At 74.7% G+C, this 25601-nt stretch carries 20 protein-coding genes; 7 read left to right on the forward strand and 13 right to left on the reverse strand.

What is annotated here, in order from left to right:
• The 11 genes from ACFWUQ_RS25545 to ACFWUQ_RS25595 all read right to left on the reverse strand — a co-directional run.
• A partial coding sequence (locus ACFWUQ_RS25545) for a serine/threonine protein kinase (RefSeq protein ID WP_384542303.1) occupies positions 1-1728 on the reverse strand: 1728 nt, incomplete at its 3' end.
• Entirely contained in the window at positions 1725-3038 is a 1314-nt protein-coding gene (locus ACFWUQ_RS25550) for a hypothetical protein (RefSeq protein WP_384542305.1), read from the reverse strand. The genes ACFWUQ_RS25550 and ACFWUQ_RS25545, both read right to left, overlap by 4 nt.
• Positions 3039-3109: 71 nt before the next feature.
• Positions 3110-4189, reverse strand: coding sequence for a glutamate ABC transporter substrate-binding protein (locus ACFWUQ_RS25555; protein WP_384542306.1), 1080 nt, complete (start codon positions 4187-4189; stop codon positions 3110-3112).
• A 5-nt stretch (positions 4190-4194) separates the two neighbouring features.
• Positions 4195-5613 (reverse strand): hypothetical protein, encoded by a 1419-nt coding sequence (locus ACFWUQ_RS25560; RefSeq protein ID WP_384542308.1) that lies wholly within the window; start codon positions 5611-5613, stop codon positions 4195-4197.
• Between the two features lie 177 nt (positions 5614-5790).
• Positions 5791-6807 (reverse strand): N-acetylglucosamine kinase, encoded by a 1017-nt coding sequence (locus ACFWUQ_RS25565; protein WP_384542311.1) that lies wholly within the window; start codon positions 6805-6807, stop codon positions 5791-5793.
• A complete protein-coding gene (locus ACFWUQ_RS25570) occupies positions 6798-8063 on the reverse strand; it encodes a 6-phospho-beta-glucosidase (protein WP_384542314.1) in 1266 nt (421 codons plus the stop codon). Before ACFWUQ_RS25570 ends, ACFWUQ_RS25565 begins: the two co-directional genes overlap by 10 nt.
• Before the next feature lie 5 nt (positions 8064-8068).
• Positions 8069-8953 carry a carbohydrate ABC transporter permease gene (locus ACFWUQ_RS25575; protein ID WP_384542317.1) on the reverse strand — a complete coding sequence of 295 codons (885 nt, stop codon included), beginning with the start codon at positions 8951-8953 and terminating at the stop codon, positions 8069-8071.
• Positions 8950-9900 (reverse strand): carbohydrate ABC transporter permease, encoded by a 951-nt coding sequence (locus ACFWUQ_RS25580; protein ID WP_384542319.1) that lies wholly within the window; start codon positions 9898-9900, stop codon positions 8950-8952. The genes ACFWUQ_RS25575 and ACFWUQ_RS25580 overlap by 4 nt, the downstream gene beginning before the upstream one ends.
• A 6-nt stretch (positions 9901-9906) precedes the next feature.
• Positions 9907-11241, reverse strand: a complete 1335-nt coding sequence (locus tag ACFWUQ_RS25585; RefSeq protein WP_384542322.1) for an ABC transporter substrate-binding protein — start codon at positions 11239-11241, stop codon at positions 9907-9909.
• A 208-nt stretch (positions 11242-11449) separates the two neighbouring features.
• On the reverse strand, positions 11450-12736 hold the full coding sequence (locus tag ACFWUQ_RS25590; protein ID WP_384542324.1) for an ROK family transcriptional regulator: 1287 nt from the start codon (positions 12734-12736) through the stop codon (positions 11450-11452).
• 151 nt (positions 12737-12887) lie between these two features.
• Entirely contained in the window at positions 12888-13967 is a 1080-nt protein-coding gene (locus ACFWUQ_RS25595; RefSeq protein WP_384542327.1) for a mechanosensitive ion channel family protein, read from the reverse strand.
• Positions 13968-14250: 283 nt separating this feature from the next.
• Between ACFWUQ_RS25595 and ACFWUQ_RS25600 the strand changes: the two genes are divergently transcribed.
• Positions 14251-14787 carry an HNH endonuclease gene (locus ACFWUQ_RS25600; RefSeq protein WP_384542330.1) on the forward strand — a complete coding sequence of 179 codons (537 nt, stop codon included), beginning with the start codon at positions 14251-14253 and terminating at the stop codon, positions 14785-14787.
• 58 nt (positions 14788-14845) lie between these two features.
• On the opposite strand, the gene ACFWUQ_RS25605 is transcribed toward ACFWUQ_RS25600, so the two are convergent.
• Positions 14846-17827 (reverse strand): beta-N-acetylglucosaminidase domain-containing protein, encoded by a 2982-nt coding sequence (locus ACFWUQ_RS25605; protein WP_384542333.1) that lies wholly within the window; start codon positions 17825-17827, stop codon positions 14846-14848.
• Between the two features lie 230 nt (positions 17828-18057).
• Here ACFWUQ_RS25605 and malQ point away from each other — a divergent pair, with 230 nt between their 5' ends.
• Positions 18058-20133 (forward strand): 4-alpha-glucanotransferase, encoded by a 2076-nt coding sequence (gene malQ / locus ACFWUQ_RS25610; RefSeq protein WP_384542336.1) that lies wholly within the window; start codon positions 18058-18060, stop codon positions 20131-20133.
• Between the two features lie 20 nt (positions 20134-20153).
• The gene (locus ACFWUQ_RS25615; RefSeq protein ID WP_384542339.1) at positions 20154-20393 is read left to right on the forward strand and encodes a hypothetical protein; all 240 of its coding nucleotides are present in this window, start codon (positions 20154-20156) and stop codon (positions 20391-20393) included.
• Positions 20394-20488: 95 nt separating this feature from the next.
• Here ACFWUQ_RS25615 and ACFWUQ_RS25620 read toward each other — a convergent pair whose 3' ends face one another.
• Positions 20489-21013, reverse strand: a complete 525-nt coding sequence (locus ACFWUQ_RS25620) for a MarR family winged helix-turn-helix transcriptional regulator (protein WP_384542342.1) — start codon at positions 21011-21013, stop codon at positions 20489-20491.
• Positions 21014-21116: 103 nt separating this feature from the next.
• On the opposite strand from ACFWUQ_RS25620, the gene ACFWUQ_RS25625 reads away from it, so the two are divergent.
• From ACFWUQ_RS25625 to ACFWUQ_RS25640, 4 genes are read left to right on the forward strand one after another with little or no spacing between them, the layout of a single operon-like run.
• Positions 21117-22430 carry an MFS transporter gene (locus ACFWUQ_RS25625; protein WP_384542345.1) on the forward strand — a complete coding sequence of 438 codons (1314 nt, stop codon included), beginning with the start codon at positions 21117-21119 and terminating at the stop codon, positions 22428-22430.
• A gap of 47 nt (positions 22431-22477) precedes the next feature.
• Positions 22478-23419 (forward strand): EamA family transporter, encoded by a 942-nt coding sequence (locus ACFWUQ_RS25630; protein ID WP_384542348.1) that lies wholly within the window; start codon positions 22478-22480, stop codon positions 23417-23419.
• 50 nt (positions 23420-23469) lie between these two features.
• Positions 23470-24396: a DMT family transporter gene (locus ACFWUQ_RS25635; protein WP_384542351.1), complete on the forward strand. Its 927-nt coding sequence runs from the start codon at positions 23470-23472 to the stop codon at positions 24394-24396.
• Between the two features lie 10 nt (positions 24397-24406).
• A complete protein-coding gene (locus tag ACFWUQ_RS25640; RefSeq protein WP_384542354.1) occupies positions 24407-25309 on the forward strand; it encodes a LysR family transcriptional regulator in 903 nt (300 codons plus the stop codon).
• Positions 25310-25601: the final 292 nt, after the last annotated feature.

Raw genomic sequence — 25601 nt, forward strand, 5'->3', positions numbered from 1 at the left:
CCCCGATCCGGCCCCCACGGGCAACGCGGCGCCGGTGCCCGCCGCGGCGCCGAGCCCCCGGCGACCCGTACCCGGGCCGCCGGGCGCCCACGGCCGCCGGCGCGTGCGGCGCGGGCCCCCGGGGTGGCGTTCGCCCAGGCGGGAGACGTGCTCGCCCGCGGCGTCGGCGAACAGCCGGGTGTCCGGAACGCGTATCTCCGGGCCGAACAGCGTGGACAGCTGCGGCCGCGGCAGGCCCGTCTGGAGCGCGACCACCTCCCGCAGCACGCCCGTGAGCTGGTCCGCCATCTCCTGCGCGGAGGCGAACCGCCGCCCCGGGTCCGGGTCCGTCGCCCGTACCAGCAGCCGGTAGAACGACTCGTACCGCCCGAACACCTCGATGTGCTCCGGATCCGGCAGCGAGTCCACGAACACGTTCGTGTAGCCCTGGAAGTCGAAGGTCAGCACGGCCAGCGTCCGCGCCACCGTGTACAGGTCCGAGGCCACCGACGGGCCCAGCTCCGCGACCTCCGGCGCCTGGTAGCCCACCGTGCCGTAGATGGCCGACTCCTCGTCGTCCATCCGCCGCACCGCGCCCATGTCGATCAGCTTCAGCTGGTCCTGCTGCTGGATGGCGTTGTCGACCTTGAAGTCGCAGTACAGGAGGTTTCTGCTGTGCAGGTGGCCCAGGGCCTCCAGGGCCTCGATCCCGTACGCGCAGGCCTGCTCCACCGGCAGCGGATCGCGCCGCCCGTCGGGCCACCGCCGCTCGTTGGCGATCTCCTTGAGCGACTTCCCGCCCACGTACTCCATCACGATGTACCCGTCCAGCGAACCGGTCCGCTGGTCCAGGTGCTCCACGAAGTTGTAGATCCGCACGATGTTGGAGTGCTCGATCTCCGCCAGGAAGCGGCGCTCCGAGATCGCGGCCGCCATCGCGTCCTGGTCGCCGGTGTCCAGCAGGCCCTTGAGGACCACCCACCGGTCCGAGACCGCCCGGTCCACCGCCAGGTACACCCACCCGAGCCCGCCGTGGGCGAGGCAGCCCGCGACCTCGTACTGGCCGTGCACCACCTCACCGGACCGCAGCTTGGGCACGAAGGAGTACGGGTGCCCGCACTTCGTGCAGAACCCTTCCGTCCGCCCCGGCCGCTCGCCCCGGGCCCGGCCCACCGGGGCCCCGCAGTCCGACCGCGAGCAGAACCGCTTCCGCTCGGGGACCTCCGGGTTCTCCAGGACCGCCGCCGCCGGATCGGGACGGGGCACCTCCGGTACGTTCACCAGCCCCGCGCCGAGCCGGCCGCGCCCCGAGGACGAGGCCGCCGAACCGGAACTGCGCACCGACACCGACCGGATGGACCCGCCACCCGACAGCGAGCGCGACAGCCGGCCCGACACGGAGCGCCGGGACGAGGACGACCGCGACGAACGGGACGACGCCCGCGAGGACCCGCCCGAACGCGAGGACCCGCCCGACCGCGAGGACCCGCCCGACCGCGAGGACCCGCCCGAACGGGAGGACCCGCCCGACCCCGACGAGCCCTCCGAACCCCGCGGACCCGCCGATCCGCGCGACCCCCGGGCCGCGCTCGTCATCCCCGTGGGCGGGGACACCAGCTCCTCCGCGCCCGCGGCGACCGCGCCGACGGGCGCCAGCCCGCAGGTGTCGCAGTACAGCTCGCCGCCACCCATGTCCTCGTACGTGCCCGGGCAGCCGGGGCGCGCGCACACGCTTCCGATCAGGCTCATGCGCCCTCCGTTCCGGGGGTCGCCGTGCCCTGCACCGCGACCGCCTCCGCTGCCGCCCGCTGGTAGCGCTGCACGGCCTGCTCGGCCGCCCGCAGGTCGCAGGGCGCGCTCCACAGCATCCGCCGGGCCGTGTCGTACCGCTCGATCAGGAGCGGGTCCTCCGCCATGCCGTGCCGGGCCACCTTCGCCTTGTACGCGTCGAGGCGGCCGCGCAGCTCGGCCCGTACCGCCAGCGGGGCCGTGACCGCCGTCAGCGATTCGCGGGCGCGGCGCAGCTCCTCCTCGGCCCGCTCCTCCAGGGACTCCAGCAGCGGCGACAGGCGGTGCCAGCGGGACTGGCGCCGGTGCTCGGCCGCCGCCGCCAGCTGCTCCTGCAACGCCGTCGGCGGGCCGCTCACCGCCGGCACCTCGGACGCGGCGATCTTGGCCAGTACCTCGACCCGGGCCGTCCGCGCCTCCGCCAGGGTCCGGTCGGCCCGGGAGAGCACGTCCCGCAGGCTGATCAGCCGCTGCTCGGCGTCCTGCCGCACGTCCAGCACGGCCTCGACCTCCCGGCGTACGTCTTCCAGCGCCAGCGCGGCCCGGTCGTAGCGAGTGGTGTCCGGACGGCCGCCGCCGGGCGCGGAACTCGCCGCCGACGGCTGCCAGAACGCCAGCGGGTCCGCGATGACCCGCGCCCGCAGCTCCGCCAGCTCGGCGGTGATGTCCTCCAGGTCGTCGCCCGAGGGGTGCTCGCCCGGACGCACCCCCACCGAGCGGGCCAGGGCGCGGGTGCGGTGCAGTTCGGCCGCGAGCAGGTCGATCCGGGCGGGCAGCGCGGACCAGACCGCGTCGGCCGCGACCACCACGTCCAGCGAGCGCGCGTACAGGTCGTTCATCCGGGCCACCAGCTCGGCGAGCGAGATCCGCTCGGCCAGCGCGGCGCCCTCCACGGCGGCCCCCGCGATCAGCACCCCGGGACCGCGCAGCCGCTCGGTCAGCTCGGCGAGGTCCTCGCGGCCGGGCCAGCGGCGCCGCTCGCGGATCTCCCGGGCGGCGCCCAGCGCCCCGCTGTAGGCGTCGAAGTACGTCCACAGCCGGGTGATGTCCGCGTCGGCGGCGGCCCACCGCTCGGCGGTGACGCCGGTCAGCGCGGCCCCCTCCAGCAGCCGGCGCCCGGCGTGGTCCTGCAGGGCGAGCAGCGAGGTCTCGACGGCCTCGTGCTCCGCGCCCAACCGCGCCAGCGCGCGGTCGACGCCGTCCCGGTCCAGAACCGCGGGCTCCGCCGCGGACCCCGTCCCGGCCCCGGTCCCCGATCCCGACTCCGCCACCGACCGTGCCTCCGCTTCCGCTGTCGCTCCCGCTGCGGCTTCCGCTGCCGCGTCCGCTCCCGCCACCGGCCTCAGCCGTCCCGGTACTTGGGCGCGGGGGGTGCCGTGACGCCGGGCAGCACGGGCTCCAGGTGCTTGCGGTACGCCTGCATCCACGGGCTGTCGTGGCCGCCCGCGCGGTAGCCCTCCAGCACGTTGTTGACCCGGCGGACCAGGTCGGCGGCGTCCTTGTTCATCGCCACACCGTAGAACTCGCGGGTGAAGGGCGAGCCCACAAGCCGCACCGAGGGGTCCTGCGCCGCCTGGCCGGCGGCGAGGGCGTTGTCCGTGACGATGCCGTCCACCTCGCCCAACTGCAGCCGCACCAGGCAGTCCAGCTGGTTGGGGACGGTCACCGGAACCGAGCCGTACGACTGGGCCTTGAGGGCCGCCTCGGCCGTCGAGCCGGCGGCGGTGCAGATCCTGCGGTCGCGCAGCGAGGCGTCGTAGCCCGTGATGGGCGAGACCTTGGGCACCAGGACCTGCTGCCCGGCCTCGAAGTAGGCGGTGGAGAACGCCACGTCCTCCAGCCGCTTGCAGTTGATGGTCATGGTCCGCACGACGATGTCGACCCGCCCCTCCTGGAGGGCGGGGATGCGCTGGCTGGTGGGGATCGCCCGGTAGATGACCGCGTTCTCGTCGCCCAGGATGTCCTTGGCCAGCGCCTTGACCAGGTCGATGTCGAAGCCGTCCAGCCTGCCCTCGGCGGACTGGTTGCGGTAGCCCCAGCGGAAGCTGTTCTGGTCCACGCCGGCGACGAGCTTGCCCGCCGCCTTGATCCGCTCGATCGCCGGCCCGTCCACCCCGGACGGGCGCAGGCTGGCCTCCGGGTCCTGGCAGGTGTCGCCGGGCAGGGCTGGGGACAGGGCCACCGAGGCCGGGGGCCCGGAGGCCGCCGGGCGGCCGCTCTCCGGCGCCGCCTGGGCCAGCGGCAGCAGCACCGTGGCGGCCGTCACCGCGCAGGCGACGGCCATCGCGCTCACCCCGCCCCAGCCGCGCAGCCGGCGCGCCGCGCGGCGCGCGCCGGAGGCCGGGCGGCCCGGAGCGGCCCCGTACGCCTCCCGGCCGTCGGGGCCCTTGTGCTCCTCGTGCCCCGCGGGCCCTGTCCGCATCGCTCTCACCTGTACTCCGAAAGCCTGCGCCCGATACCGAGCAGCGCCGCCACCGCGCCGGCCACCGCCAGGGCCGCCGCGCCCGTCATCAAACCGCCCAGCGCGCCGAGCCCGTCCCGGGCGGCCCGGGTGAACTCCCGCTGCTCGTGCGCCACGGCCTGCTCCAGAGAGGCGTCCACCGTGTCGAAGGCGGCGCCGCTGCTGTCCTTGTGCAGCTCGTCCCCGATGACCTGGATCAGAGCTGCCTCGTAGTCACCCTTGAGGTCGGACTCCCGGGCCGCCGCGTGCCGCTGCTTCCACTGCTCCACGCCGTCCACCGCGCGCGTCACGGGAGTCCGGCCGGCGGTGTCGTCGGCCAGACGCAGCGCCCGCGACAGCCCGGCGTCCAACTGCGCCAGGTTATGGGTGAAATCCATGTCGTACTTGTCCGACTTCGCGTCCTCGGTCAGTACGGCGCCCCGCGCGACCAGCGTCAGATTCTCGCCGGCCCGCGCCTGCAGGGAGGCGATCCGGGCGTCGTTGAGCACTTTCAGCGACTCCTGCCCGTCCGCCCGGGCCTCGCTCAGCGCCGACCGCGCGACCGTGTGGCCCACGGCCAGCCACAGCAGCACCACCACCGAGGCGGCCGTGGCGGCGAGCAGCCCGTGGTTGAGGACCCGGTTCGTCCGCCGGTAGTCGCGCCGCTGCACCCACAGCAGGGCGGCGAGCGCGAGCAGGCCCGAACCGACCGAGGCCAGCGGCCAGGAGCGGGCGTCGTCGTAGTCCGTGTAGAGCCGGCCGGTCTCCGCCTCGTACAGCCGCTGCGCGGCGGGCAGCAGCTCGGTGGTCATCTGCTCATTGGCGTAGCGGAGGTAGGCGCCGCCCAGCGGCAGGCCCTGCCGGTTGGTGGCGCGGGCCTGCTCGATCAGCCCGGTGTAGCGCGGCAGCTGCTCGCTGAGCAGGGCGATCTGCTCGCGGGACTCGCCGCCGGCGGAGGTGTTGGCGGCGGCGCTGACCAGCAGCTTGGAGGCGTTCGCGATGTCCTTCTCGTACCGCTCGCGGACCTCGCGGGTCTCCCGGGCTCCCGCCAGGAATCCGCTGGAGGAGGCCGTGTCCGCGTCGGCGAGGGAGCGGTAGATGCTCGCGGCGTCCGCGCTCAGCGGCTGGCTGCGGCCCACCACGTCGTCGGCGGCGGTGCTGCGGCCCGCGATCTCCCACACGCTGACCGCGCCGAACAGCACGATGAGGGCGGCCAGTACCGCGCCGATGATGCGGAGGCGGCCGGGCTCGGTGGTCGCGGCCTCGCGCAGCCGCTCCACGCCCTCGGCCCAGGCGGTACCGCGCCCCGCCGGATCGTCGGGCGGCGGAGCCGCAGGCGTCGGCGACCCGGCGGGCGGCACCGAGGTGCCGACCCCGGGCGCGGACGCGCGTGATGCGATGGACACCGTGACCTCCCCCTCGGTCTCACTGCTCCGCAGCAGTATGGCCGTAGTGACGGTCGTCCACAGCACCCCGGCCGGATCTTGGGCGATCCGCCCGGCGGGCGCCCCCCGCCACCCCTTCACCGTGAATACGTCCGTACGACCGCCACGGTTCCAGACCGGCGACGACCCGGGGCGGGTTCACCCGAAATGGGCACGGAGTTTTCCGTGGGCGCCGGGCGGCGCGCCGAGGGCGTCCAGTCCCAGCAGGCCCGCGCCCAGGACCGGGGGCGCCGTGACCACCGCGACGCGTGCGTGCGGGGCGCGGTCGGCGAGACCCGACACGACGCGGTCGGTGAGCCGCGGGTGCCGGGCGGCCGCCACGCTGCCGCCGAGGAGCACGGGGACCTCCTCGGCCAGCAGGTCCAAGCGGCCGAGGGCCACCGCCGCCATGGCCACGATCTCGTCCGCCTGCCGCTCGACCAGCGCCTGCGCCACCGGATCGCCGGCCGCCGCCACCGCGAACAGCACCGGCACCAGCTCGTGCCGCCGGCCGGCCGGGATGCGGCCCAGGTGCAGGGCCTCGACCAGCGACAGGACCGAGTCGTGCCCGAAGTGCGCGGGCAGCGCCCGGGCCAGCTCCGTGGCCCCGCCGCGCCCGTCCTCGGCCCGGGAGGCCCACCACAGGGCCTCCTCGGCGAGCCCGCCTCCGCCGCCCCAGTCGCCGGAGATCCGGCCGATGGCGGGGAAGCGGGCCGTCCGCCCGCCCGGGGCCATCCCGACGCAGTTGATCCCCGCCCCGCAGACCACCGCGACGCCGCGCGGCTCCGCGCCGGTGGGCAGCCCGGCGCGCAGCAGCGCGAAGGTGTCGTTGTGCACCGCCGTCACGCGGCCCCAGTTCCGCCGCTCGATCTCGCGTGCCAGCTCCCGTTCCTCCGCCGGGAAGTCGGCGTTGGCCAGGCAGGCCGACACGTGCGCGGCCAGCGGCCGGCCCCCGCCCCCGCCGTCCCCGGTCCCGCCGTCCCCGATCCCGGCCGCCGCCAGAGCCTCGGCCAGGACGTCGACGGCCGCGGGCACCCCCGTCCGGGAGGGCTGGAAGCCCCCGGCCTGCCCGGTGCGCAGGACCGAGCCGTCCGGACCGATCAGAGCCACGTCCGTCTTGCTGTTGCCCGCGTCGATCGCCAGGACGGACGGGAGGGCGGGAAGGGTCACGCCCATGCCAGGTGCTCCTTGTTGTGCGCCAGCAGCCGGTCCGTCAGCCCCTCGGCGAGGTCGAACTGCCCGACCAGCGGGTGGGCGAGCAGCGCCTTGAACACCCGGTCCCGGCCGCCGCGCACCGCCGCGTCCAGCGCCAGGTCCTCGTATGCGCTCACGTGCGAGACCAGCCCGGCGAACAGCGGGTCCAGCCTCGGCGCGGCCAGCGGCACCGGCCCGGAGCCGTCGACGCGGGCCTGGACCTCGACGACCGCGTCGTCGGGGAGGAACGGCAGGGTGCCGTTGTTGTACGTGTTGACCACCTGCACGCCCGGCCCGCCGCCGCCCAGCAGCGAGGCCGCCAGGTCCACGGCCGCCTCCGAGTAGAAGGCGCCGCCCCGCCGGGCCAGCAGCGCGGGCTTCTCGTCCAGTGCCGGGTCCCCGTACAGGGCGAGGAGCTCCCGCTCCATCGCGGCGACCTCGGCGGCCCGCGAGGGCTTGGAGCCGAGCTCGCGCACGACCTCGTCGTGGGCGTAGAAGTAGCGCAGGTAGTACGACGGTACGACGCCGAGCCGGTCCAGTACCGCGCGGGGCAGGTGCAGGTCCGCGGCCACGGCGTCCGCGTGCTCGGCGAGCAGGCGCGGCAGCAGGTCCTCGCCGTCGGGGCCGCCGCGGCGCACCCCCAGCTCCCAGGTGAGGTGGTTGAGCCCCACGTGGTCCAGGTGGAGGTCGGCCGGGGCCAGGTCCAGCAGGGCCGCGAACTTCCGTTGGAAGCCGATGGCGACGTTGCAGAGCCCGACCGCCTTGTGCCCCTCCCGCAGCAGGGCCCGGGTGACGATGCCGACCGGGTTGGTGAAGTCGATGATCCAGGCGTCCGGGCTGGCCCGGCGGACCCGTTCGGCGATGTCCAGGACCACGGGGACCGTGCGCAGCGCCTTGGCGAGACCGCCGGCGCCCGTGGTCTCCTGGCCGACGCAGCCGCACTCCAGCGGCCAGGTCTCGTCCCGGAGCCGCGCGGCCTGCCCGCCGACGCGCAGTTGGACCAGTACGGCGTCCGCGCCGGCCACCCCCGCGTCGAGGTCGGAGGTGGTGCTGACCCCGCCGGGGTGGCCCTGCCGGGCGAAGATGCGCCGGGCCAGTCCGCCGATCAGCTCCAGGCGGTCGGCGGCCGGGTCGATCAGCACCAGCTCGCTGATCGGCAGGGTGTCGCGCAGCCGCGCGAAGCCGTCGATCAGTTCGGGGGTGTAGGTGGAACCGCCGCCCACCACTGCGAGTTTCATCGTCACTAGCCTTTCACTCCGGTCAGGGTGACTCCCTCGACGAACGCCTTCTGGGCGAAGAAGAAGAGGACGATCACCGGGGCCATGACGAGCACGGTCGCCGCCATGGTCAGGTTCCAGTTGGTGTGGTGCGCGCCCTTGAAGGACTCCAGTCCGTAACTGAGGGTCCAGGCCGCAGGGTTGTCCGAGGCGTAGATCTGCGGGCCGAAGTAGTCGTTCCACGCGGCGAAGAACTGGAAGAGGGCGACGGCCGCGATCCCGGGCTTCGCCATGGGCAGCACCACGCGCAGCAGGGTCCGCACCTCGCCGCAGCCGTCCACGCGGGCGGCGTCCAGGTACTCGTCGGGGATCGTCAGCAGGAACTGGCGCAGCAGGAACACGGAGAAGGCGTCGCCGAACGCCATCGGGATGATCAGTGGCCACAGGGTGCCCGACAGGTCGAGCTGCTTGGCCCAGAAGAGGTACATGGGGATGACCACCACCTGCGGCGGCAGCATCATCATGGCGATCACCAGCAGCAGGGACAGCCGGCGCCCGCGGAAGCGGAATACGGCGAGCGCGTACGCGACGGGCACGGAGGAGACCACGGTCAGGAGTGTGCCCAGCCCGGCGTACAGCAGGGTGTTGCGCCACCAGGTCAGGAAGCCGGGGGTGTGCCACACCGTCGCGTAGTTGCCCCACTCCCAGGTGTCCGGCCACAGGTCGTGGGTCAGGGCCTGCCGGTCGCCCATCAGGGAGGTGAGGAAGAGGAAGACGAAGGGGAGGACGAAGAACAGGGCCGCGGCCACGCCCAGCGAGTGCGTCCCGATCCAGTACAGGACGGGCCTGCGGGTACGGGTCCGGGTACCGAAGTGGCCGCGGGTACGGGTACGGGTGCGCGTGCTGCTCATGCGTCCGCTCCGATCAGCCCGCCGCGGCGGCGCATCAGGAGCGCGGTGCAGGCCATGGAGAGGGCGAAGAGCACCAGGGCGACGACGCAGGCGGTGCCGTAGTCGAAGCGCTGGAAGCCGAGGTTGTAGACGACCTGGGGGAGCGTCAGGGTGGACTTGTCCGGGTAGCCGGGCTCGAACTGCTGGCCGGATCCGCCGATCACCCCGGCCGCGACCTTCCCCGCCACCAGGGGCTGCGTGTAGTACTGCATGGCCTGGATGACTCCCGTGACCACCGCGAACAGGATGATCGGGGAGATGTTCGGCAGCGTGATGTGGCGCAAGCGCGCCCAGGCCCCGGCGCCGTCCAGCTCGGCGGCCTCGTACTGCTCCTTCGGTACGTCCAGCAGCGCGGCCATGAAGACGACCATCAGGTCGCCGATGCCCCACAGCGCGAGGGCGGTCAGGGCCGGCTTGGACCAGTCGGCGTCCGTGAACCAGCCGGGGGCGGGCAGGCCCACCTCGCTGAGCAGGGTGTTGACCGGGCCGGTGCCGGGGTTGAGCAGGAAGACGAAGGCCAGTGTCGCGGCCACCGGCGGGGCGAGGCAGGGCAGGTAGAACAGGGTCCGGAAGACGCCGGCGCCGGTCTTGATCCTCGTGACGAGCAGGCCGACGCCGAGGCCGAAGACGACGCGGCAGCTGACCATGACCACGACGAGCCACAGGGTGTTGCGCATCGCGGGCCAGAACATCGGGTAGTCCGAGAAGACGTAGCTCCAGTTGTCCAGGCCGTTGAGGACGGGCGGCCGGAAGCCGTCGTACCTCGTGAAGGAGAAGTAGACGGTGGACAGCAGCGGGTAGGCGAAGAAGACCGCGAACCCGATCAGCCAGGGGGACATGAAGGCGGCGGTCCGCAGGGCGGCGCGGCGGTGCTTCGTCCGCAGGGTGTGCACGCGGGTGCCGGTCATCGCGGGCTACTTCGCCTTCGCGATGTCCGTGTCGATCTGCTGGGCGGTTTTCGCGAGGCCGGCCGGGATGTCGGCGACATCGCCCTTCTCGACCGCGTACGCGAAGTCGGTGAAGGTCAGCTGGTAGGTGCCGCCGTCGGCGCGGGCCGGGGTGGTGCTCGACCGGGGGTGGCGGGCGATGTCGAGGAAGGTCTTGAACTCCGGGGTCACCTGGAGGTCGGGGGACTCCAGGGCCGCGAGCGTGGACGGCACGTTGTGGATGGAGTTGGCGAAGGCCACGACGGCCGCGGTGTCCGTGGTCATGTACTTCACGAGCTCCCAGGCCGCGTTCTGCTTCCTGCTTCCCGAGGCGATGCCCATGATCGTGCCGGACAGGTATCCCTTGCCGTAGTCGGCAGCCTGGTCGTCGGGGACGGGCAGCGGCGCCGTGCCGATCTCGAACGCGACCCCCGCCTCCTTGGCCATGGGGGCCCGCCACTCGCCGTCGATCTGCATGGCGACCTTGCCCGTGTGGAAGGGGTGCTCGGCGCTCCACTCGTCGCCGAAGGTGGTGCGGAAGCGCTCCAGCTTCTCGTAGCCGCCGAGCTGGGCGACGAGGTCCTTCTGCGCGGTCAGCATCTTCGCGAACGCGGGGTCCCCGGCCAGGTTGGACGTGCCGTCGGCGGCGAAGTAGGTCGGGCTCCACTGCGCGGCCAGCCGCATGGGGGTGGTCTCGTAGCCGTGGAAGGTGGGCATCAGCCCGACCTGCGCGTACGAGTCGCCCTCGGGCTTCGTCAGCTTCTTGGCGACCTCGGTGAACTGGCTCCAGGTGCGGGGCGGTTCGGTGATCCCGGCGGCGGCGAAGGCCGTCTTGTTGTAGACGAGGCCGTACGCGTCGTTCAACAGGGGCAGCGTGCACTGGTTGCCGTCGAACTGGGTGTACTCCAGCAGGGTCTTCGGGAAGACCTTCGTCTTGTCGATCCCGGATTTCTGGAGGAAGGGGTTCAGATCGGCGAAGGCGCGGGAGTTGCAGAACTTGCCGACGCTGTCGGTGGTGAAGGAGGAGACGACGTCGGGAGCCTTGTCGCCGCCCGCCCGCAGCGCCTGGTTGATCTTGTCATCGGTCATGTTGCCGGTGACCTGGACCTTGATGTTCGGGTGCGCCTTCTCGAACCGCGCGATGTTCTGCTCGATCGCCTCGGCCTCGCTCGGCGCGGACCAGCCGTGCCAGAAGGTGAGGGTGACGTCCTTCGCCGGGTCGTCCTCGGCGGCGTTGCCGCTCTGGCCGGTGCAGGCGGTGGCGAGGACGGATATGGCGGCGAGGGCGGCGGCCGAGGCGGTCAGGCGGCGGGTTCGGGGCATGGCGGTGTCACTCTCTGCGCGGGGGACTTCCTGGACAGGAGGGGTCAGGAGGGGTGCGGAGGAGGTGCGGGCGATGCGGTGCGGTGCGGTGTGATGCGGTGCGGTGTGATGCGGTGCGGTGTGATGCGGTGCGGTGTGATGCGGTGCGGGTGTGCCGGACGGGGGCGTGTCGTTCGCTCGTGGACGACGGTGCGGGGCCGGGCGCCGGTCAGCGGGAGGTGTCGAACACCTCGTCGCGGGTGGCGGCCAGCGCGCTCTCCAGCGCGCCGTGCAGTACGGGCCGCTCCCGGACCTCGCCGCTGACCAGGCGGGGCCGGGAGGGAGCCAGTTCGGCGAGCTCCGCCTCCAGCAGCTCACGCAGCGGATCGCCGCCCGCGGTGATCGCGGCCCCGGACAGGACCACGATCTCCGGGTCCAGGACGGCCACGAGCGAGGCGAGACCGGTGGCGAGGACGGTGGCGTACGACTGGAGGAAGCGCAGGTACGGGCCTTCGGGCGTGGCGGCCGCCCGGGTGAGCAGCGCGACGGCCGCGGCGACCTGCGGGCCGTACGGCGAGTCCGGGCCCGGCGCGGGGCCCGCGGCGGTCGCGAGGTCCGGACCCGGCACGGCGGCGGCCGCCGCGTCCGGGCCCGGCGCAGCCGGTTCGGGACCGATCCCCAGTTCCGCGGCGAGTCCGGGCAGGACCTGCACGCCGGCCAGCTCCTGGTAGCCGCCGGTGTTGGCGCTGGTGACCTGGCGGACCAGGGGGTGTCCGGGGACGGGCAGGAACCCCACCTCGCCCGCGCCGCCGGTCCAGCCCCGGTGCAGCCGCCCGCCGAGTACCAGGGCGGCGCCGAGGCCGTCCTCGTTCCAGAGCAGGACGAAGTCCTCGTGGCCGCGGGCCGCGCCCAGGCGCTGCTCGGCCACGGCCGCGAGGTTGACGTCGTTCTCGTACTCGACGGGCATCGGCAGGGCTGCCGCCAGGTCGTCGAGGAGGGTGGGGGAGTGCCAGCCCGGGAGGTGGCTGGCGTAGCGCAGCCGCCCGGTCTGCGGGTCGAAGGCGCCCGGTGTGGCGACGACGACCCGGTGCAGGTCGGAGCGGTGCAGTCCGGCGGCCTTGACGGCGCCGGCAAGGGCCTCGGTGACCTGCTCGACGGCGTCGCGCCCCCGCGCGTACGGCACTTCGTGGCTGCCGACCACCGTGCCGGTGAGGTCGGCGACGGCGGCGAGGACCCGCTCGGGGGTGACGTCCAGGCCGCCGACGTACGCGGCGCGGGCGTTGAGCGCGTACAGCTGGGCGTTGGGGCCGGGGCGGCCGCCGTCGGTGCCGGTCGCCACGACCAGCCCGGCGGCCTCCAGCCGGGCCAGCAGCTGCGAGGCGGTGGGCTTGGACAGGCCGGTCAGGTGCCCGATCCGGGTCCGGGACAGCGGGCCGTGCGTGAGCAGCAGCTCAAGCGCGGCCCGGTCGTTCATGGCACGCAGCAGGCTGGGTGTTCCGGGCGTGGCGGCGGGCATGGGCGCGGTCTCTCCCTCACCGAGGTGAACTGTTAGGTAAGTTTCCTATCGTATCTCGGGTCGTGTCAATGCCGCTGCCCCGCAGGTCGTGTCCTGTCGGCGGACGGCCTGCGGGGCAGCGGGAGGGGCAGGGGGCGGAGGGGCCCTGCGGCTACTTGGTGATGCGCGGTCCGGCGGGAGCCGGTATCGGGGTGGCGGCCAGGGACTGCGGGGAGGTCGGGTTCGCCAGCGCCGAGGGCGGGGCGACGGCCGCCGACGGGTCCGCGGCGGCGGCCTCCTCGTCCTCCGCCGGGAGGCCGCCGACGATGCCGATGCCCGCGGCGTCGAAGGCCTCCTTGATGCGCCAGCGGAGCTCCCGCTCCACGGCGAACTGCTGGCCCGGCATCGTCTTCGCCGTCACCTTCACCGTCATGGAGGCGAGCAGCACCTCGTCCAGGCCCAACACTTCCACGGGGCCCCACAGCCGCTCGTCCCACGGGGACTCCTTGGCCATGGAGTCGGAGACCTCCTGGATCACCTCGCGGATCCGCGGCAGGCTCTCCGAGGGCTTGACCTGCATGTCCACGGCCGCGGTGGCCCAGCCCTGGCTGAGGTTGCCGATCCGCTTGATCTCGCCGTTGCGCACGTACCAGATCTCGCCGTTGTCGCCGCGCAGCTTCGTCACCCGCAGGCCCACCTCGACGACCTCCCCGGAGGCCACACCGGCGTCGATCTTGTCCCCGACGCCGTACTGGTCCTCCAGGATCATGAACACGCCGGAGAGGAAGTCGGTCACCAGGTTCCGGGCACCGAAACCGATGGCCACACCGGCCACACCGGCGCTCGCCAGCAGCGGGCCCAGGTTGATGTCCAGCGCCCCGAGCACCATCAGCCCGGCCGTGCCGAGGATCAGGAACGAGGCCACCGAGCGCAGCACCGAGCCGATCGCCTCGGAACGCTGGCGCCGCCGCTCCGCGTTGACGAGCAGTCCGCCCAGGGCGGTGCCCTCGACGGCCTCGGCGCCCCGGTTCATCCGCGTGATCAGCTTCGTCAGGGACTTGCGGACGACCGAGCGCAGTGCCGCCGCGATGACGATGATGAGCAGGATCCGCAGGCCGAGGTAGAGCCATCCGGCCCAGTTCTCCTCGATGAAGCTCGCGGCGTTGGTGACGTTCTCGTGGGTCTCCTTGAGCGTGGTGGACGCGTCCGGGGTGTCGGCTGCGAGGGGCAGCAGGGCGGCGGACCAGGGCACGGCGGGAACCTCCAGGTAGCGCGATCTGCCCGCCGGGGTCCCCTGGACGGAGTCCGGGGGCGGGTACGCGGGCAGACCAACCACACTAACGGGGCATTCCCTGCACCCCGGTGCCGTGTTCGAGGGAGAGACCAGGCTCACCTGGGGATGCAGGGGGTGTGGTTGAAAACACCTCGGACCCGTTACGGGCGCGTGGTGGCGCTTCGACCAGCCCTGAGGAGAGACTGGAGAGCAGATCGTCCCGGCGCGAGCCACGCGCCGCCGGCGTACAAGGAGGCAGTCCGTGCCGCACGTCCTGGTCCTCAACGCGTCGTACGAGCCCCTCGGCGTCGTACCGCTCCGCCGCGCGCTCGTCCTCGTCCTGGAGAACAAAGCGGTCTCCCTGGAGGAATCCGGCGCCTATCTGCACAGCGCCACGAAAGTCGTCCCCGCGCCCAGCGTGGTACGGCTCAAGCGGTTCGTGCGGGTCCCCTACCGGGGGCCCGTTCCACTCACCCGGCGCGCCCTGTTCGCCCGCGACGGCGGCCGCTGCATGTACTGCGGCGCGGTCGCCACCAGCGTGGACCACGTGGTCCCGCGCAGCAGGGGCGGCCAGCACGCCTGGGACAACGTCGTCGCCGCGTGCCGCCGCTGCAACCACGTCAAGGCCGACCGGCACCTGCTGGAGCTGGGGTGGCGCCTGCGGCACCAGCCGGCGCCGCCCTCGGGGCTGGCCTGGCGGATCATCGGCACGGGGCACCGGGACCCGTGCTGGATGCCGTACCTCCAGCCGTACGGGGCCGAGGACGCGCTGGACCGGATCGGGGTCGCGGCCTCCTGACCGCGCCGGACGGCGGTCCGCCCCCGTGCCCCGTGCCCCGGCCACCGGCCCGCCGGGGTCACGGGGCTACCGCGTAGGCCTCCGCCGACCAGAGGGAGCAGCCGTACTTCGTGGCGCGGGAGTCGCAGGTGACGCGCAGGAAGCGGGTGTCCGGGGCGTCCATGCGGAGGGACTCGACGCCGCCCCGCGAGGCGGCGACCGCGGCGGCGGGGCGCCAGGACGCGCCGTCCGCGGAGGTCTCCACCCGGTACGCGGTGGGGTGGGCGTCCTGCCAGTGGAGCGTCACCCGGCCCACCCGCGCCGCCGCCGGCAGCTCGGCCTGCCACCAGGCCCCGTCCACCGCCGGCGAGGACCACCGGGTGGCCGGCGAGCCGTCGACGGCCGCCGAGGCCGGGAAGTCCGCGGTCTCGTCCGCCGAGGAGGAGGCGCGCGCGGTGCGCAGCAGGTCCGGGCCGCCCGTCCGGGGGACCGCCCGCACCGCCAGGGTCCTGGACTCCCCGTTGAAGGAGACCGGCACCGCGTAGCTCCCGGGCGGGGTCGCCGGTGCGACCGCGACCTCCATCGGGATCGACACCCTGGCCCCGCGCGGGGCGGTGGCGCGCTCCGGCAGGCGCACCGTGATGCCCGCGGGCGGCCGCGCCGCCAGGGGGCCGGCCACGTCACCGGGTCCGAGCGCGGACAGCTCCGCCGTCACCCGGCGGGGGGCGCCGCCGATCTCCACGTCGGCCCCGGCCCCGTCCGCCAGCTCGAAGCCGAGCTGCGGCCCGTCGCCGAGCCAGGGGACCACCCGGTGCACCGCCGGCGCCGCGCCCGTCCAGGACAGGCGGACCGCGTCCGCGCGCAGGCCCGCCGTCTCCACCTGCGTCCAGCCCGACGCGGCGGCCGCGCCGACCTTGCGCCAGCCCTCACCGGGCACGTGCGCCTCCACCGCGGCGCCCGGCGCCCCCGCCGGGAGCGGGTCCGTCATCACCGTCACCGCCGACACCGGGCGCGTGCCGTCCAGCCGCACCGTCCAGGCGCCCGGGTCCGTGGTCACCGTGCCCGTCGTACGGGCGGCTCCGGTCCAGCCGTCCGCCTCGGCGGCCGCCTTCGTCAGGAACGGCTCCAAAACGGCCCGGTCCACCCGCGCCGGTCCCGGCTCCGCCAGTTCCCGCCGGGCCGCGGTCAGCTCCCGCGAGGCCTGCCAGGCCGCCGTCCCGTCGCCCCGGGCCTGCGCGTGGAGGACGTCCAGGGCCCGCTCGCCCGCCGTCCCGTAGCGTGCGAGCCGCTCCAGCCACGGTCCCGCCTCGCCCGCGAGGTGCGGCAGCCGGGCGGGGGCCTCGCGCAGCACCGCGAAGGCCTTGCGCAGCTCGGCCCCGGCCGCCGGGTCGCCCGTGGCCCGGCCCTGCCAGAACTGCTCGACGAGCGGTTTCAGGTACGCCGACTCCTCCTGCTTCAGCCCCGAGGAGGCGCTGTTGCCGGCCAGCGCCGCCAGCGCCTCCCGGGCCCGGGGGTCGGGACCCGCCAGGTCGCGCACGGCCGCCGCCCAGGACTCGCCGGGCCGGTAGTCGCGCGGGTTCCAGGCGTAGTCCGCCGCCGTGAAGAGCGGGACGCGGGACAGCGAGCCCTGCGGCATCGCGTTGGCGAGCAGCGCCGCCGAGCCGGCCGCCACCGCGGGCTCGCGCCCCGCGTAGGGGCCGAGGAAGACGCGTCCGGGGTCCCAGTCGTTCACCGGGTAGTTGTCCATGGTGACCAGCGGATGGCCGAGCGCCGAGCGCGCGCCCGCCAGCTCCTTGCCGGTGATGGTGCGCGGCACCACGCCCACCCCCGTCCAGGCCACCTCCACCCGCTCGTCCAGCGTCCGGGCCAGGGCCGTCCGGTAGGCGGTGGCGCCCTCCTGGTAGTACTCCGTCGGCAGCAGGGACAGCGGTACCGCTCCCGGGTGCCGCGCGGCGAGGTGGGCCGCCAGCCCGCCCGCGACCTCCGCGTGCGCCTTCGCGGCCGCCGCGGGGCCCTTGCCGTACCGCTCGCGGTCCGCCCGGCAGCCCCACTCGGTGTAGCTGACGTCCTGGAACTGCAGCTGGAAGGCCCGGAAGCCGAGCTCCCACATGGCGTCCACCTTGCGCGCGAGCGCCGCCCGGTCCGCCGCCGAGGACAGGCACATCGACTGGCCGGGGGTCACCGCCCACCCCAGGACCACGGCGTTGGCCCGGGCCCGCTCGGCCAGCGCCCGGAACTCCTCCTGGCGCTCCGCCGGGTACTCCTGGCGCCAGCCCGTGGTCCGGTAGGGGTCGTCGCCGGGCGCGAGCAGCAGCCGGTTCTGCTTGGTGCGGCCCATGAAGTCGAGTTGCGCCAGGCGCTGTTCCCGGCTCCACGGCTGCCCGTAGAACCCCTCGGTGATCCCGCGCACGGGCGTGGCCGGCCAGTCGCGGACCAGTACGCCGGGCACCGTGCCCCTGCCGCCGGCCAGCAACTGGCGCAGGGTCTGCGCCGCGTGGAAGAGCCCCGACCCGCCGACACCGGCCAGCGCGACCGTGTCCCGGCCGCCGGGCCGCCCCACCGCCAGCCGGTAGCCGCCGTCCGGCAGGTCGCTCGGGCCGGCGGCGCCGAGGGCGCGCAGCGCCTCCTCCGCGTCCGGCCCCTGGAGCCGTACGACAGCTCCCGCCCGCGGCAGCGGCGCCCCCGGCGCGGGCTCGTGCAGCGTGCGTACGCCCGCCGCCCGCAGGGCGTCCCGCACCACCTGGCGCGCGTACGGGTCGGCGTCGGCCGCCGCGACCAGCACGGCCTCGGCGCCCAGCCGCAGTTCGCGCGCCGGGTCACCCGCCAGGGACCTCGGCCGGGGCCACACGGCGGGCCCCTCACCGGCGGTGCGCGGAGTGTCGGCGCCGGGGTCCAGCCCGGGGCCGCGGTCGGATCCGGACGCCGGATCCGCGGTCGGCGCTGCCGGCGGCGCCGGGGCCGCGACGACCCCGGGCGGAGCCGCGGACACGGCGCCGCCCAGCAGCGCCCCGATCACCGCGACGGCGGCCGCCACCGTCCGCTTCCTGCCCCTGAGCTGCACAGAGCCTCCTCGTGCCGAGACGTCCCCCGCTCGTACGAACGAGCCAGAGCCCACCATTCGTGCGGCTGGGGTGTCAAAGCGGGCGGGTGATCTGACCTGGATACGCCAGGAATGCGATGCCCCCGAGTGGGTATGGCTGCGGTGTTCCCCGGCGGTGCCCGCTTCGCCGATCACCGTTCTGGCCCACCCTTCTGACCCACCCTCACGTACCGACGAAGGAGTGCCCGTCGATGGACGACCTGGCCCGGCTCGCCGATCTGCACGGCATCACCACCGCCTACCAACCCGCCGCGGACGTGACCGTCCGGGTGCCCGAGGCGACGGTCCGTGCCGTGCTCGCTCTGTTCGGGGTGCCCGCCGGGACCCCCGAGGAGGTCCGGGAACGCCTGGCGGAGGCCGAGCGGGAGGCGGCGGCGCGGCTGCTGCCGCCGGTGCTGGTGCGGTGGGAGGGCGCGCCCCCGCCGCCCGAACTGGCCGCCCTGCCGCCGGGGACCCGGATCCGGCTCGATCCGGACGAGGCCGCGGCGGGCGCCGGCGCCGAGTGGGACACGGGAGTCGAGGGGCCGCTGCCGCGGGGGCTGCCGCCGGGTGTGCACCGGATCACCGCGGCGCTGCCGGACGGCCGGACGGCGCAGGCCACCCTGATCCTCGCCCCCGACCGGGCCCCGGCCGCGCCGGAGCGCACCCACGGCCTGATGGTGCAGCTGTACTCGCTGCTGTCCGAACGCTCCTGGGGCATGGGCGACCTCGGCGACCTCGCGGCGCTCGCCCGCTGGGCCGGCCGTACCCACGGCGCGGGCTTCATCCAGGTCAACCCGCTGCACGCGGCCGTGCCCGGCACCCCGACCGACCCGTCCCCGTACCGCCCGTCCTCGCGCCGCTTCCCCGACCCGGTCCACCTGCGGATCGAGGACGTCCCGGAGTACGAGCGGTGCGCCGACCGGGCCGCCCTCGCCGATCTCGCCGTCCGGGGCGGCGAGTTGCGGCGCCAGGTCCTGGAGAAGGGCGCGCTGATCGACCGGGACGCGGTGTGGGAGCTCAAGCGGGCCGCCCTGCGGCTGCTGTACGCGGTCCCGCGCGAGCCCGCCCGGGCGGCGGACTTCGCCCGCTTCCGCACCGCGGGCGGAGCGGCGCTGGCCGGGCACGCGACCTGGTTCGCCCTCGTCGAGCGGTACGGGGCGGATCCCGCGCGCTGGCCGGCGGGCGTCGAGGCCGAGCCGGCGGAGGTGGAGTTCCGCTGCTGGCTCGCCTGGCTGACCGACGCCCAGCTCGCCGCCGCCCAGGAAGCCGCGCGGGAGGCGGGCATGAGCGTCGGCATCGTGCACGACCTGGCGGTCGGCGTGCACCCGCAGGGCGCGGACGTGTGGGCGGAGCCGGGCGTGCACGCCACCGGGACGACGGTGGGCGCACCGCCGGACGCCTTCAACGCGCGCGGCCAGGACTGGGGGCTGCCGCCCTGGCGTCCGGACCGGCTGGCGGCGGCCGGCTACGCGCCGCTGCGGCAGCTGCTGCGGGAGGTGTTCCGGTACGCCGGCGCGCTGCGCATCGACCACGTCATGGGACTGTTCCGGCTCTGGTGGATCCCGGAGGGGACCCCGCCCGCGCAGGGTGCGTACGTCCGCTACGACGGCGAGGCGATGCTGGCCGTCCTGGTGCTGGAGGCCCACCGGGCCGGGGCCCTGGTCATCGGCGAGGACCTGGGGACGGTGGAGCCGGCGGTCCGCCGCCGGCTGGCCCGGCGCGGGGTGCTCGGCACCTCGGTGCTCTGGTTCGAGCGGGACTGGGCCGGCGCCGGGAGCCCGCTCCCGCCGCGGGAGTGGCGCGCCGACTGCATGGCCACGGCCACCACCCACGACCTGCCGCCCACGGCCGCCAAGCTCGCCGGGGGCCATGTGGAGCTGCGCGACCGGCTCGGGCTGCTGACCCGCCCCGCCGAGCACGAGCGCGCGGAGGACGCCGCCGACACGGCCGAGTGGCTGGAACTGCTGGAGGAGCTCGGCCTGGAGACCAAGGACGAGGAGTCCGCGGTGCGGTCCCTGTACGCGTTCCTGCTGCGCACGCCCGCGCGGCTGGTCGGGGTGTGGCTGCCCGACGCGGTGGGCGACCGGAGGCCGCAGAACCTGCCCGGCACCTGGGACCAGTACCCCAATTGGCGGCTTCCGGTCGCCGACGCCTCGGGGCGACCGCTGTCCCTGGAGGAACTGGTCGCCTCGCCCCGGGCGAACGCCCTGCTGGACTCGGTGCGGGCGGGACTGCGGGAGGGCGCGGGTCCCCGTACGGCACCCCCGGGCGCGCGGGCCGTTTAGGTGTTCGCTACGTTGGCACCGTGGACAAGAAGAACGCTCTGCGCGCCGGCGCCGTCACGGCCGGAACGACGCTGATGATGCTGCTGATGACGTCTCCCGCCCTGGCGCTGACCCGCGACGACGGCGACGACCCGGGTCCGGGCCTGAGCATCGCCGACACGCTCGGCCTGTTCGTGATCGCCCCGATCGTGCTGTTCCTGGTCATCGCGGGTCTCGTGATGGTCGGCGACAAGTCGCGCAAGGAGCCGAAGCAGGGCTGACCCGCCGGGTCGCCAGCACAGGACATCCCGGGCGCCGCCCGTGCCTCCTCGGCCGCCACCCGTGAGGGGGTCGGCCGTCCCGCGTTCCGGGCCCGTCAGAGGCCCGCGAGCAGTTTGCGCAGGAGGCCGGTGAGGACCGCGACCTCCTCGTCGCTCAGCCCGGTGAGCGCGGCGCGTTGGACTTCCAGGCCCGCCGTGACCGCCTCGTCGACGAGGGCCAGGCCCCGGTCGGTGATCGTCACCTGGAGTCCGCGCCGGTCGTGCGGATCGGGCCTGCGGCAGAGCAGCCCCGCCTTCTCCAGCTTGTCCAGCCGCCCCGTCATGCCGCCCGTGGTCAGCATGAGCGTGGCCGACAGCTGCCGCGGCGAGAGCGTGTAGGGGGCGCCGGAGCGGCGCAGTGTGGCGACGACGTCGAACTCCCCGCGCGAGATGCCGAAGCGGCCGTAGGTCGCCTCCATCGCGTCGCCCATGGACTTGGTGATGCGGTAGATGCGCCCGAAGACGGCCATCGGCGCCGTTTCGAGGTCCGGCCGGACGGCATACCACTGCGCGGTGATCGCGTCGACGGCGTCCGCCTCGCCGTTCCGGGGGTTCTCGGGCTGCCGAGGGGCCTCGCTCATGGACGCAGTATCCGGTCCCGGGAGGATCGTTCGCAAGAAAGCTGCTTGACGTTAAGTAGCTTAGCGCTAAGCTACTTGCTAGTGATCGATACGGGGGGCAGTCATGCGCATGTTCACGAAGGAGCCCGCGGCCCGGGTGCCCGGCGAGCAGTCACTGCTCGCCGGGATCGGGATCGGTGCTGTCGGGATCGGCATGTTCGTCCCGTTCTCGCTGGTCTTCTTCCACCACGTCACCGGCCTGTCCTTCCCGGCCGTCGGCCTCGTCATGACAGCGACCGGCCTGACCGGGCTGCTCTTCATGCCGCTCGCGGGCACCGCCGTCGACCGCTTCGGCGCCAAGCGGGTCAACGTGGTCCTCCACGGCGTCCGCGCGGCCGGCTTCGCCCTCTACCCGTTCGCGGACTCGACGGCCTCCTTCGCGGCCGTCGCCCTCACCACCGCCCTCGCCGACCGCTCCTTCGGGGCCGTCCAGCAGTCCCTGATCGGCGAGGTGGCGCGCGGCGCCGCGCGGGACCGGCTCCAGGCGTCGACGCGTGCCCTGCAGAACGCCGGGATGGGCGCGGGCGCCCTGCTCGTCTCCGCGGTGCTCGCCCTGTGGGGAACCGGCGGATTCACGTACACGGCCTGGGGCAACGCACTGGCCTCCGCCCTCGCCGGAACCCTCGTCTCCCGGGTCCGCCCGGTGCGCGACGCGGGTGGCGCGGGTGGCGTTGGGGCCGCTGGAGGCGCGGGGTCCCCAGCCACGCGCTCGCCCGCCGGCTACCGGAGGGTCCTGCGCGACCGCCCCTTCCTCGGCCTCACGGCCGCCAACTTCCTCACCGCGCTGGGCTACTCGGCCCTGCCCGTCCTCTTCCCGCTGTACCTCGCCACCTGGCTGGCCGCCCCCGAGGCCCTCACCGGCGCCGCCTTCACTCTCAACACCGCCCTGTGCGCCGGCGTCGGCGTCCTGATCGCCGGCCGCGTCCGGCGCTCCGGAGCCCGCCGCACCCGATCGGCGGCCCTCGGCTCGCTGCTCTTCGCCGCCGCCTTCGCCGGGCAGATCGTGCTCGGCACCCTGCGCCCCGGGCAGAGCGCGACCCTGATCGCCCTCCTGGCCGTCGTGGTCGTCTACACCGTCGGAGAGCTGGTGCACAGCCCGTCGGGCGGCGCGCTGTCCGTCGCCGCCGCCCCCGAGGCCGTGCGCGGCCGCTACCTGGCCACCTACCAGCTGTCGTACTCGCTGGCCGGCGCGTCCGCCCCGTCCCTGTTCACCGCCCTGCTCGCCGTCGACGGCCGACTGCCCTGGGCCGTCCTGACCGTCGCGGCGCTCGGCGCGGCCCTCGCGCTGGTGCGGCTGGAGCGGCGCCTGCCCCCCGAGGCCGTGCACACCGCGGCGCCGACCGCCGTGCCCGCCCGCGCGACGCCCGTGGCCGCCTGACGCCCGTCCGGTCCCGCCGTCCGCACCAACCAGGGGAGCCACCCGCCGTGAAGCGTTTTGCCACCGTCGCCCTGACCGCGCTCGCCCCCGTCTCCTGGGGTTCGACCTACGCCGTCGCCACCGAAATGCTGCCGCCCGACCGCCCCCTGTTCACCGGGGTGATGCGGGCCCTGCCCGCCGGACTGCTGCTGATCGCCCTCTCCCGGACCCTGCCCCGAGGCGCGTGGTGGTGGAAGTCCGCCGTGCTCGGGACGCTGAACATCGGCGTCTTCTTCCCGCTGCTCTTCCTCTCCGCCTACCGGCTGCCCGGCGGGGTCGCGGCCGTGCTCGGCGCCGCCGGACCGCTGTTCGTCGTGGGGCTCGCGGCCCTCCTCCTCGGCGAACGGGCACGACTGCGCACCGTACTCGCCGCCGTGGCCGCGGCGTTCGGGGTGAGCATGGTCGTCCTCACCGCCGAGGCGCGGCTCGACCTGGTCGGCGTCGTCGCCGGGGTGGTCTCCTCGGCCTCCATGGCGGCGGGCACCGTCATGGCCAAGCGCTGGGGCCGCCCCGAAGGCGTCGGCCCGCTCGCGACCACGGGCTGGCAGCTGACGGCCGGCGGGCTGGTCATCATCCCCGTCGCCGCCTTCGTCGAGGGCGCCCCGCCCGCGCTGGACGGCCGGGCCCTCCTCGGCTACGGCTACCTGGTCCTGTTCAACACCGGTATCGCGTACTGGCTCTGGTTCCGCGGCATCGGACAGCTCGGCGCGACCTCCGTGACCCTGCTCGGCCCACTCTCCCCGCTGACCGCCGCGGTGATCGGCTGGGCGGCGCTCGGGCAGGCGCTGTCCCCCGTACAGCTGGCCGGCATGGCCCTCGCCTTCGGGGCCGCGGCCGCCGGCCAGCTGACGACCGCGCGGACCGTGTCCTCCGTCGGACCGTTCAGTAGAACTGAACAGATTGGTCGAAACATTTCGATGGACCTGACTGATGGGCGGGTGCGACGGTAGGTCCACGATCCACCGAACCAGACCCGACCCACCCGAGGGGGAGACGCACCGTGGCCGTCACGGACCGAGTCCGCACCGTTTCGCAGACACAGCAGAGCAGTACGGGGAAGAAGGGGGCCGCCGGACTCGGCGTCCTGCTCGCCCTGCTCGCCACGGTCGTCTGGTCCGGCAGTTTCGTCGCCACCCGGGGGATGGCCGAGACCGTCCCGCCCGTCCAGGCCGTCTTCTGGCGCTGGATCATCGCCCTGGTCGCGGTGGCCCCCTTCGCCGCCCGCCAGGCATGGCGGCAGCGGGCCCTGATCCGGCGCCACCTCGGGTTCATCGCCTTCGCCTCGCTGTTCGGCGTCGCCCTCTACAACACGCTCGTGCACCAGGCCGGCCTCACCACCTCCGCCTCCACCATGGGAATGATCATGGCGGCCTCGCCCGTCGTCATGGCCCTCTACGCGCGCCTCGGCGGCGAACGGCTCGGCGGCCGGCGCACCTTCGGCCTGCTGCTCGCCTGCCTCGGCGTGCTCCTCCTGGTCGGCGACGGCTCCCTCGGCTTCGACTTCGGGGCCGGCGACCTCTGGATGTTCGCCGCCGCCCTCTCCTTCGCCACCTACAGCGCCCTGCTCAAGCGCAAGCCCGCCGAACTGGGCGGCCTGGCCTTCCTGATCACCACCTTCGTGCTCGGTGCGCTGATGCTGGCACCCGCCTACGCCGTCTCCGTCACCGTCCAGGGCGGCTTCGAGGCCACCGCCGGTTCCATCGGACCGCTGCTGTACGTCGGCGTGTTCTCCTCCGCCGTCGCCTTCTTCGCCTGGAACAGGGCCGTCGCGGTCATCGGCGCGGCCCGCGCGGGAGTCGTCTACTACCTCCAGCCGGTCTGCGCGGCGGGTCTCGGACTCCTGCTGCTGGACGAGCGGACCGGCCCGGCGCAGCTGCTGTGCATGGCGCTGATCCTCGCCGGCGTGGCCCTGGGCGCCCGGAGGTAGATTCCGTCCCATGAGCGAGTGGGACATCAAGAAGCTGCGGATCCTGCGGACCCTCGCCGAGCGGGGGACCGTGACCGCGACGGCCGAGGCGCTGCACATGACGCCCTCGGCCGTCTCGCAGCAGCTGACCAACCTCGCGCGGCAGCTGGGCGTCGTCCTGCTGGAGGCCCAGGGCCGCCGGGTGCGGCTCACGGACGCCGCGCACCTCGTACTGCGGCACGCGGAGGCGGTGTTCGCACAGCTGGAGCAGGCGGACGCGGAACTGGCCGGGTACCTGGCGGGGGACGCGGGCGAGGTGCGGGTCGGCGCCTTCTCCACCGCCGTGCCGGCGCTCGTGGTCCCGGCCGTGGCCGCCCTGCGGCGGACCCGCCCGGGGGTGGAGGTACGGGTACGCGAGACGGAGGCCGCGGAGTCCTACGAGCTGCTGTCGGCCGGGGGCGTGGACCTTGCGCTGTCCCTCGCCGCGCACGCGCCGACGGCGCGGGACCCCCGGTTCACCCGGCTGACGCTGCTGGAGGATCCACTGGACGTGGCCCTGCCGCCGGGCCACCCGCTGGCGGGCGCGCCGGAACTGCGGCTGGCCGACCTGTCCGGCGACCCGTGGATCTACGGGGGCAGCGGTCCGTGGTCGCAGATCGCGCGGGGTGCGTGCGAGGCGGCGGGCTTCGTGCCCGAACAGGCGCACTCGGCGTCCGGCTGGACGGCGATCCTCGCGATGGTCGAGGCGGGGATGGGTGTGGCGCTGGTGCCGCGCATGGTGTCGAGCCGGGCCTCGGGGGTGGTGGTCCGGGTGCTGTCCCGGGACCGCCCGACCCGGCACGTGATCGCGGCGGTCCGGCGCGGCGGCGAGTCCGCTCCCGCGGTGGCGCATGTGCTGGCCGCTCTGCGGGGGGTTGCGGGCGCGCGGGGGTGACGCCGCCACCATTCCCTGGGCTCCGCCCCGGCCCGCGCCTCAAACGCCGGCGGGGCTGGGGTGTGCCGGCGGGGCGGGAGGGGGTGGCCGGGGTGCAAGATCGGGGCTCCGCCCCGGACCCCGCGCCTCAAACGCCGGCGGGGCTGGATGTGCCGCGGGGCCGGATGTGCCCGCGAAGGTGGATGTGCCCGCCGGGGTGGGTGGGCCCGCGAGGGGTGGGCCGGCGGGGGTGTGCCCGCCGGGGGCCGTGCCCGCGAGGGGTGGGCCGGCGGGGGTGTGCCCGCCGGGGGCC

It is taken from the genome of Streptomyces sp. NPDC058662 (assembly GCF_042716255.1).
Taxonomy (GTDB): Bacteria; Actinomycetota; Actinomycetes; order Streptomycetales; family Streptomycetaceae; genus Streptomyces.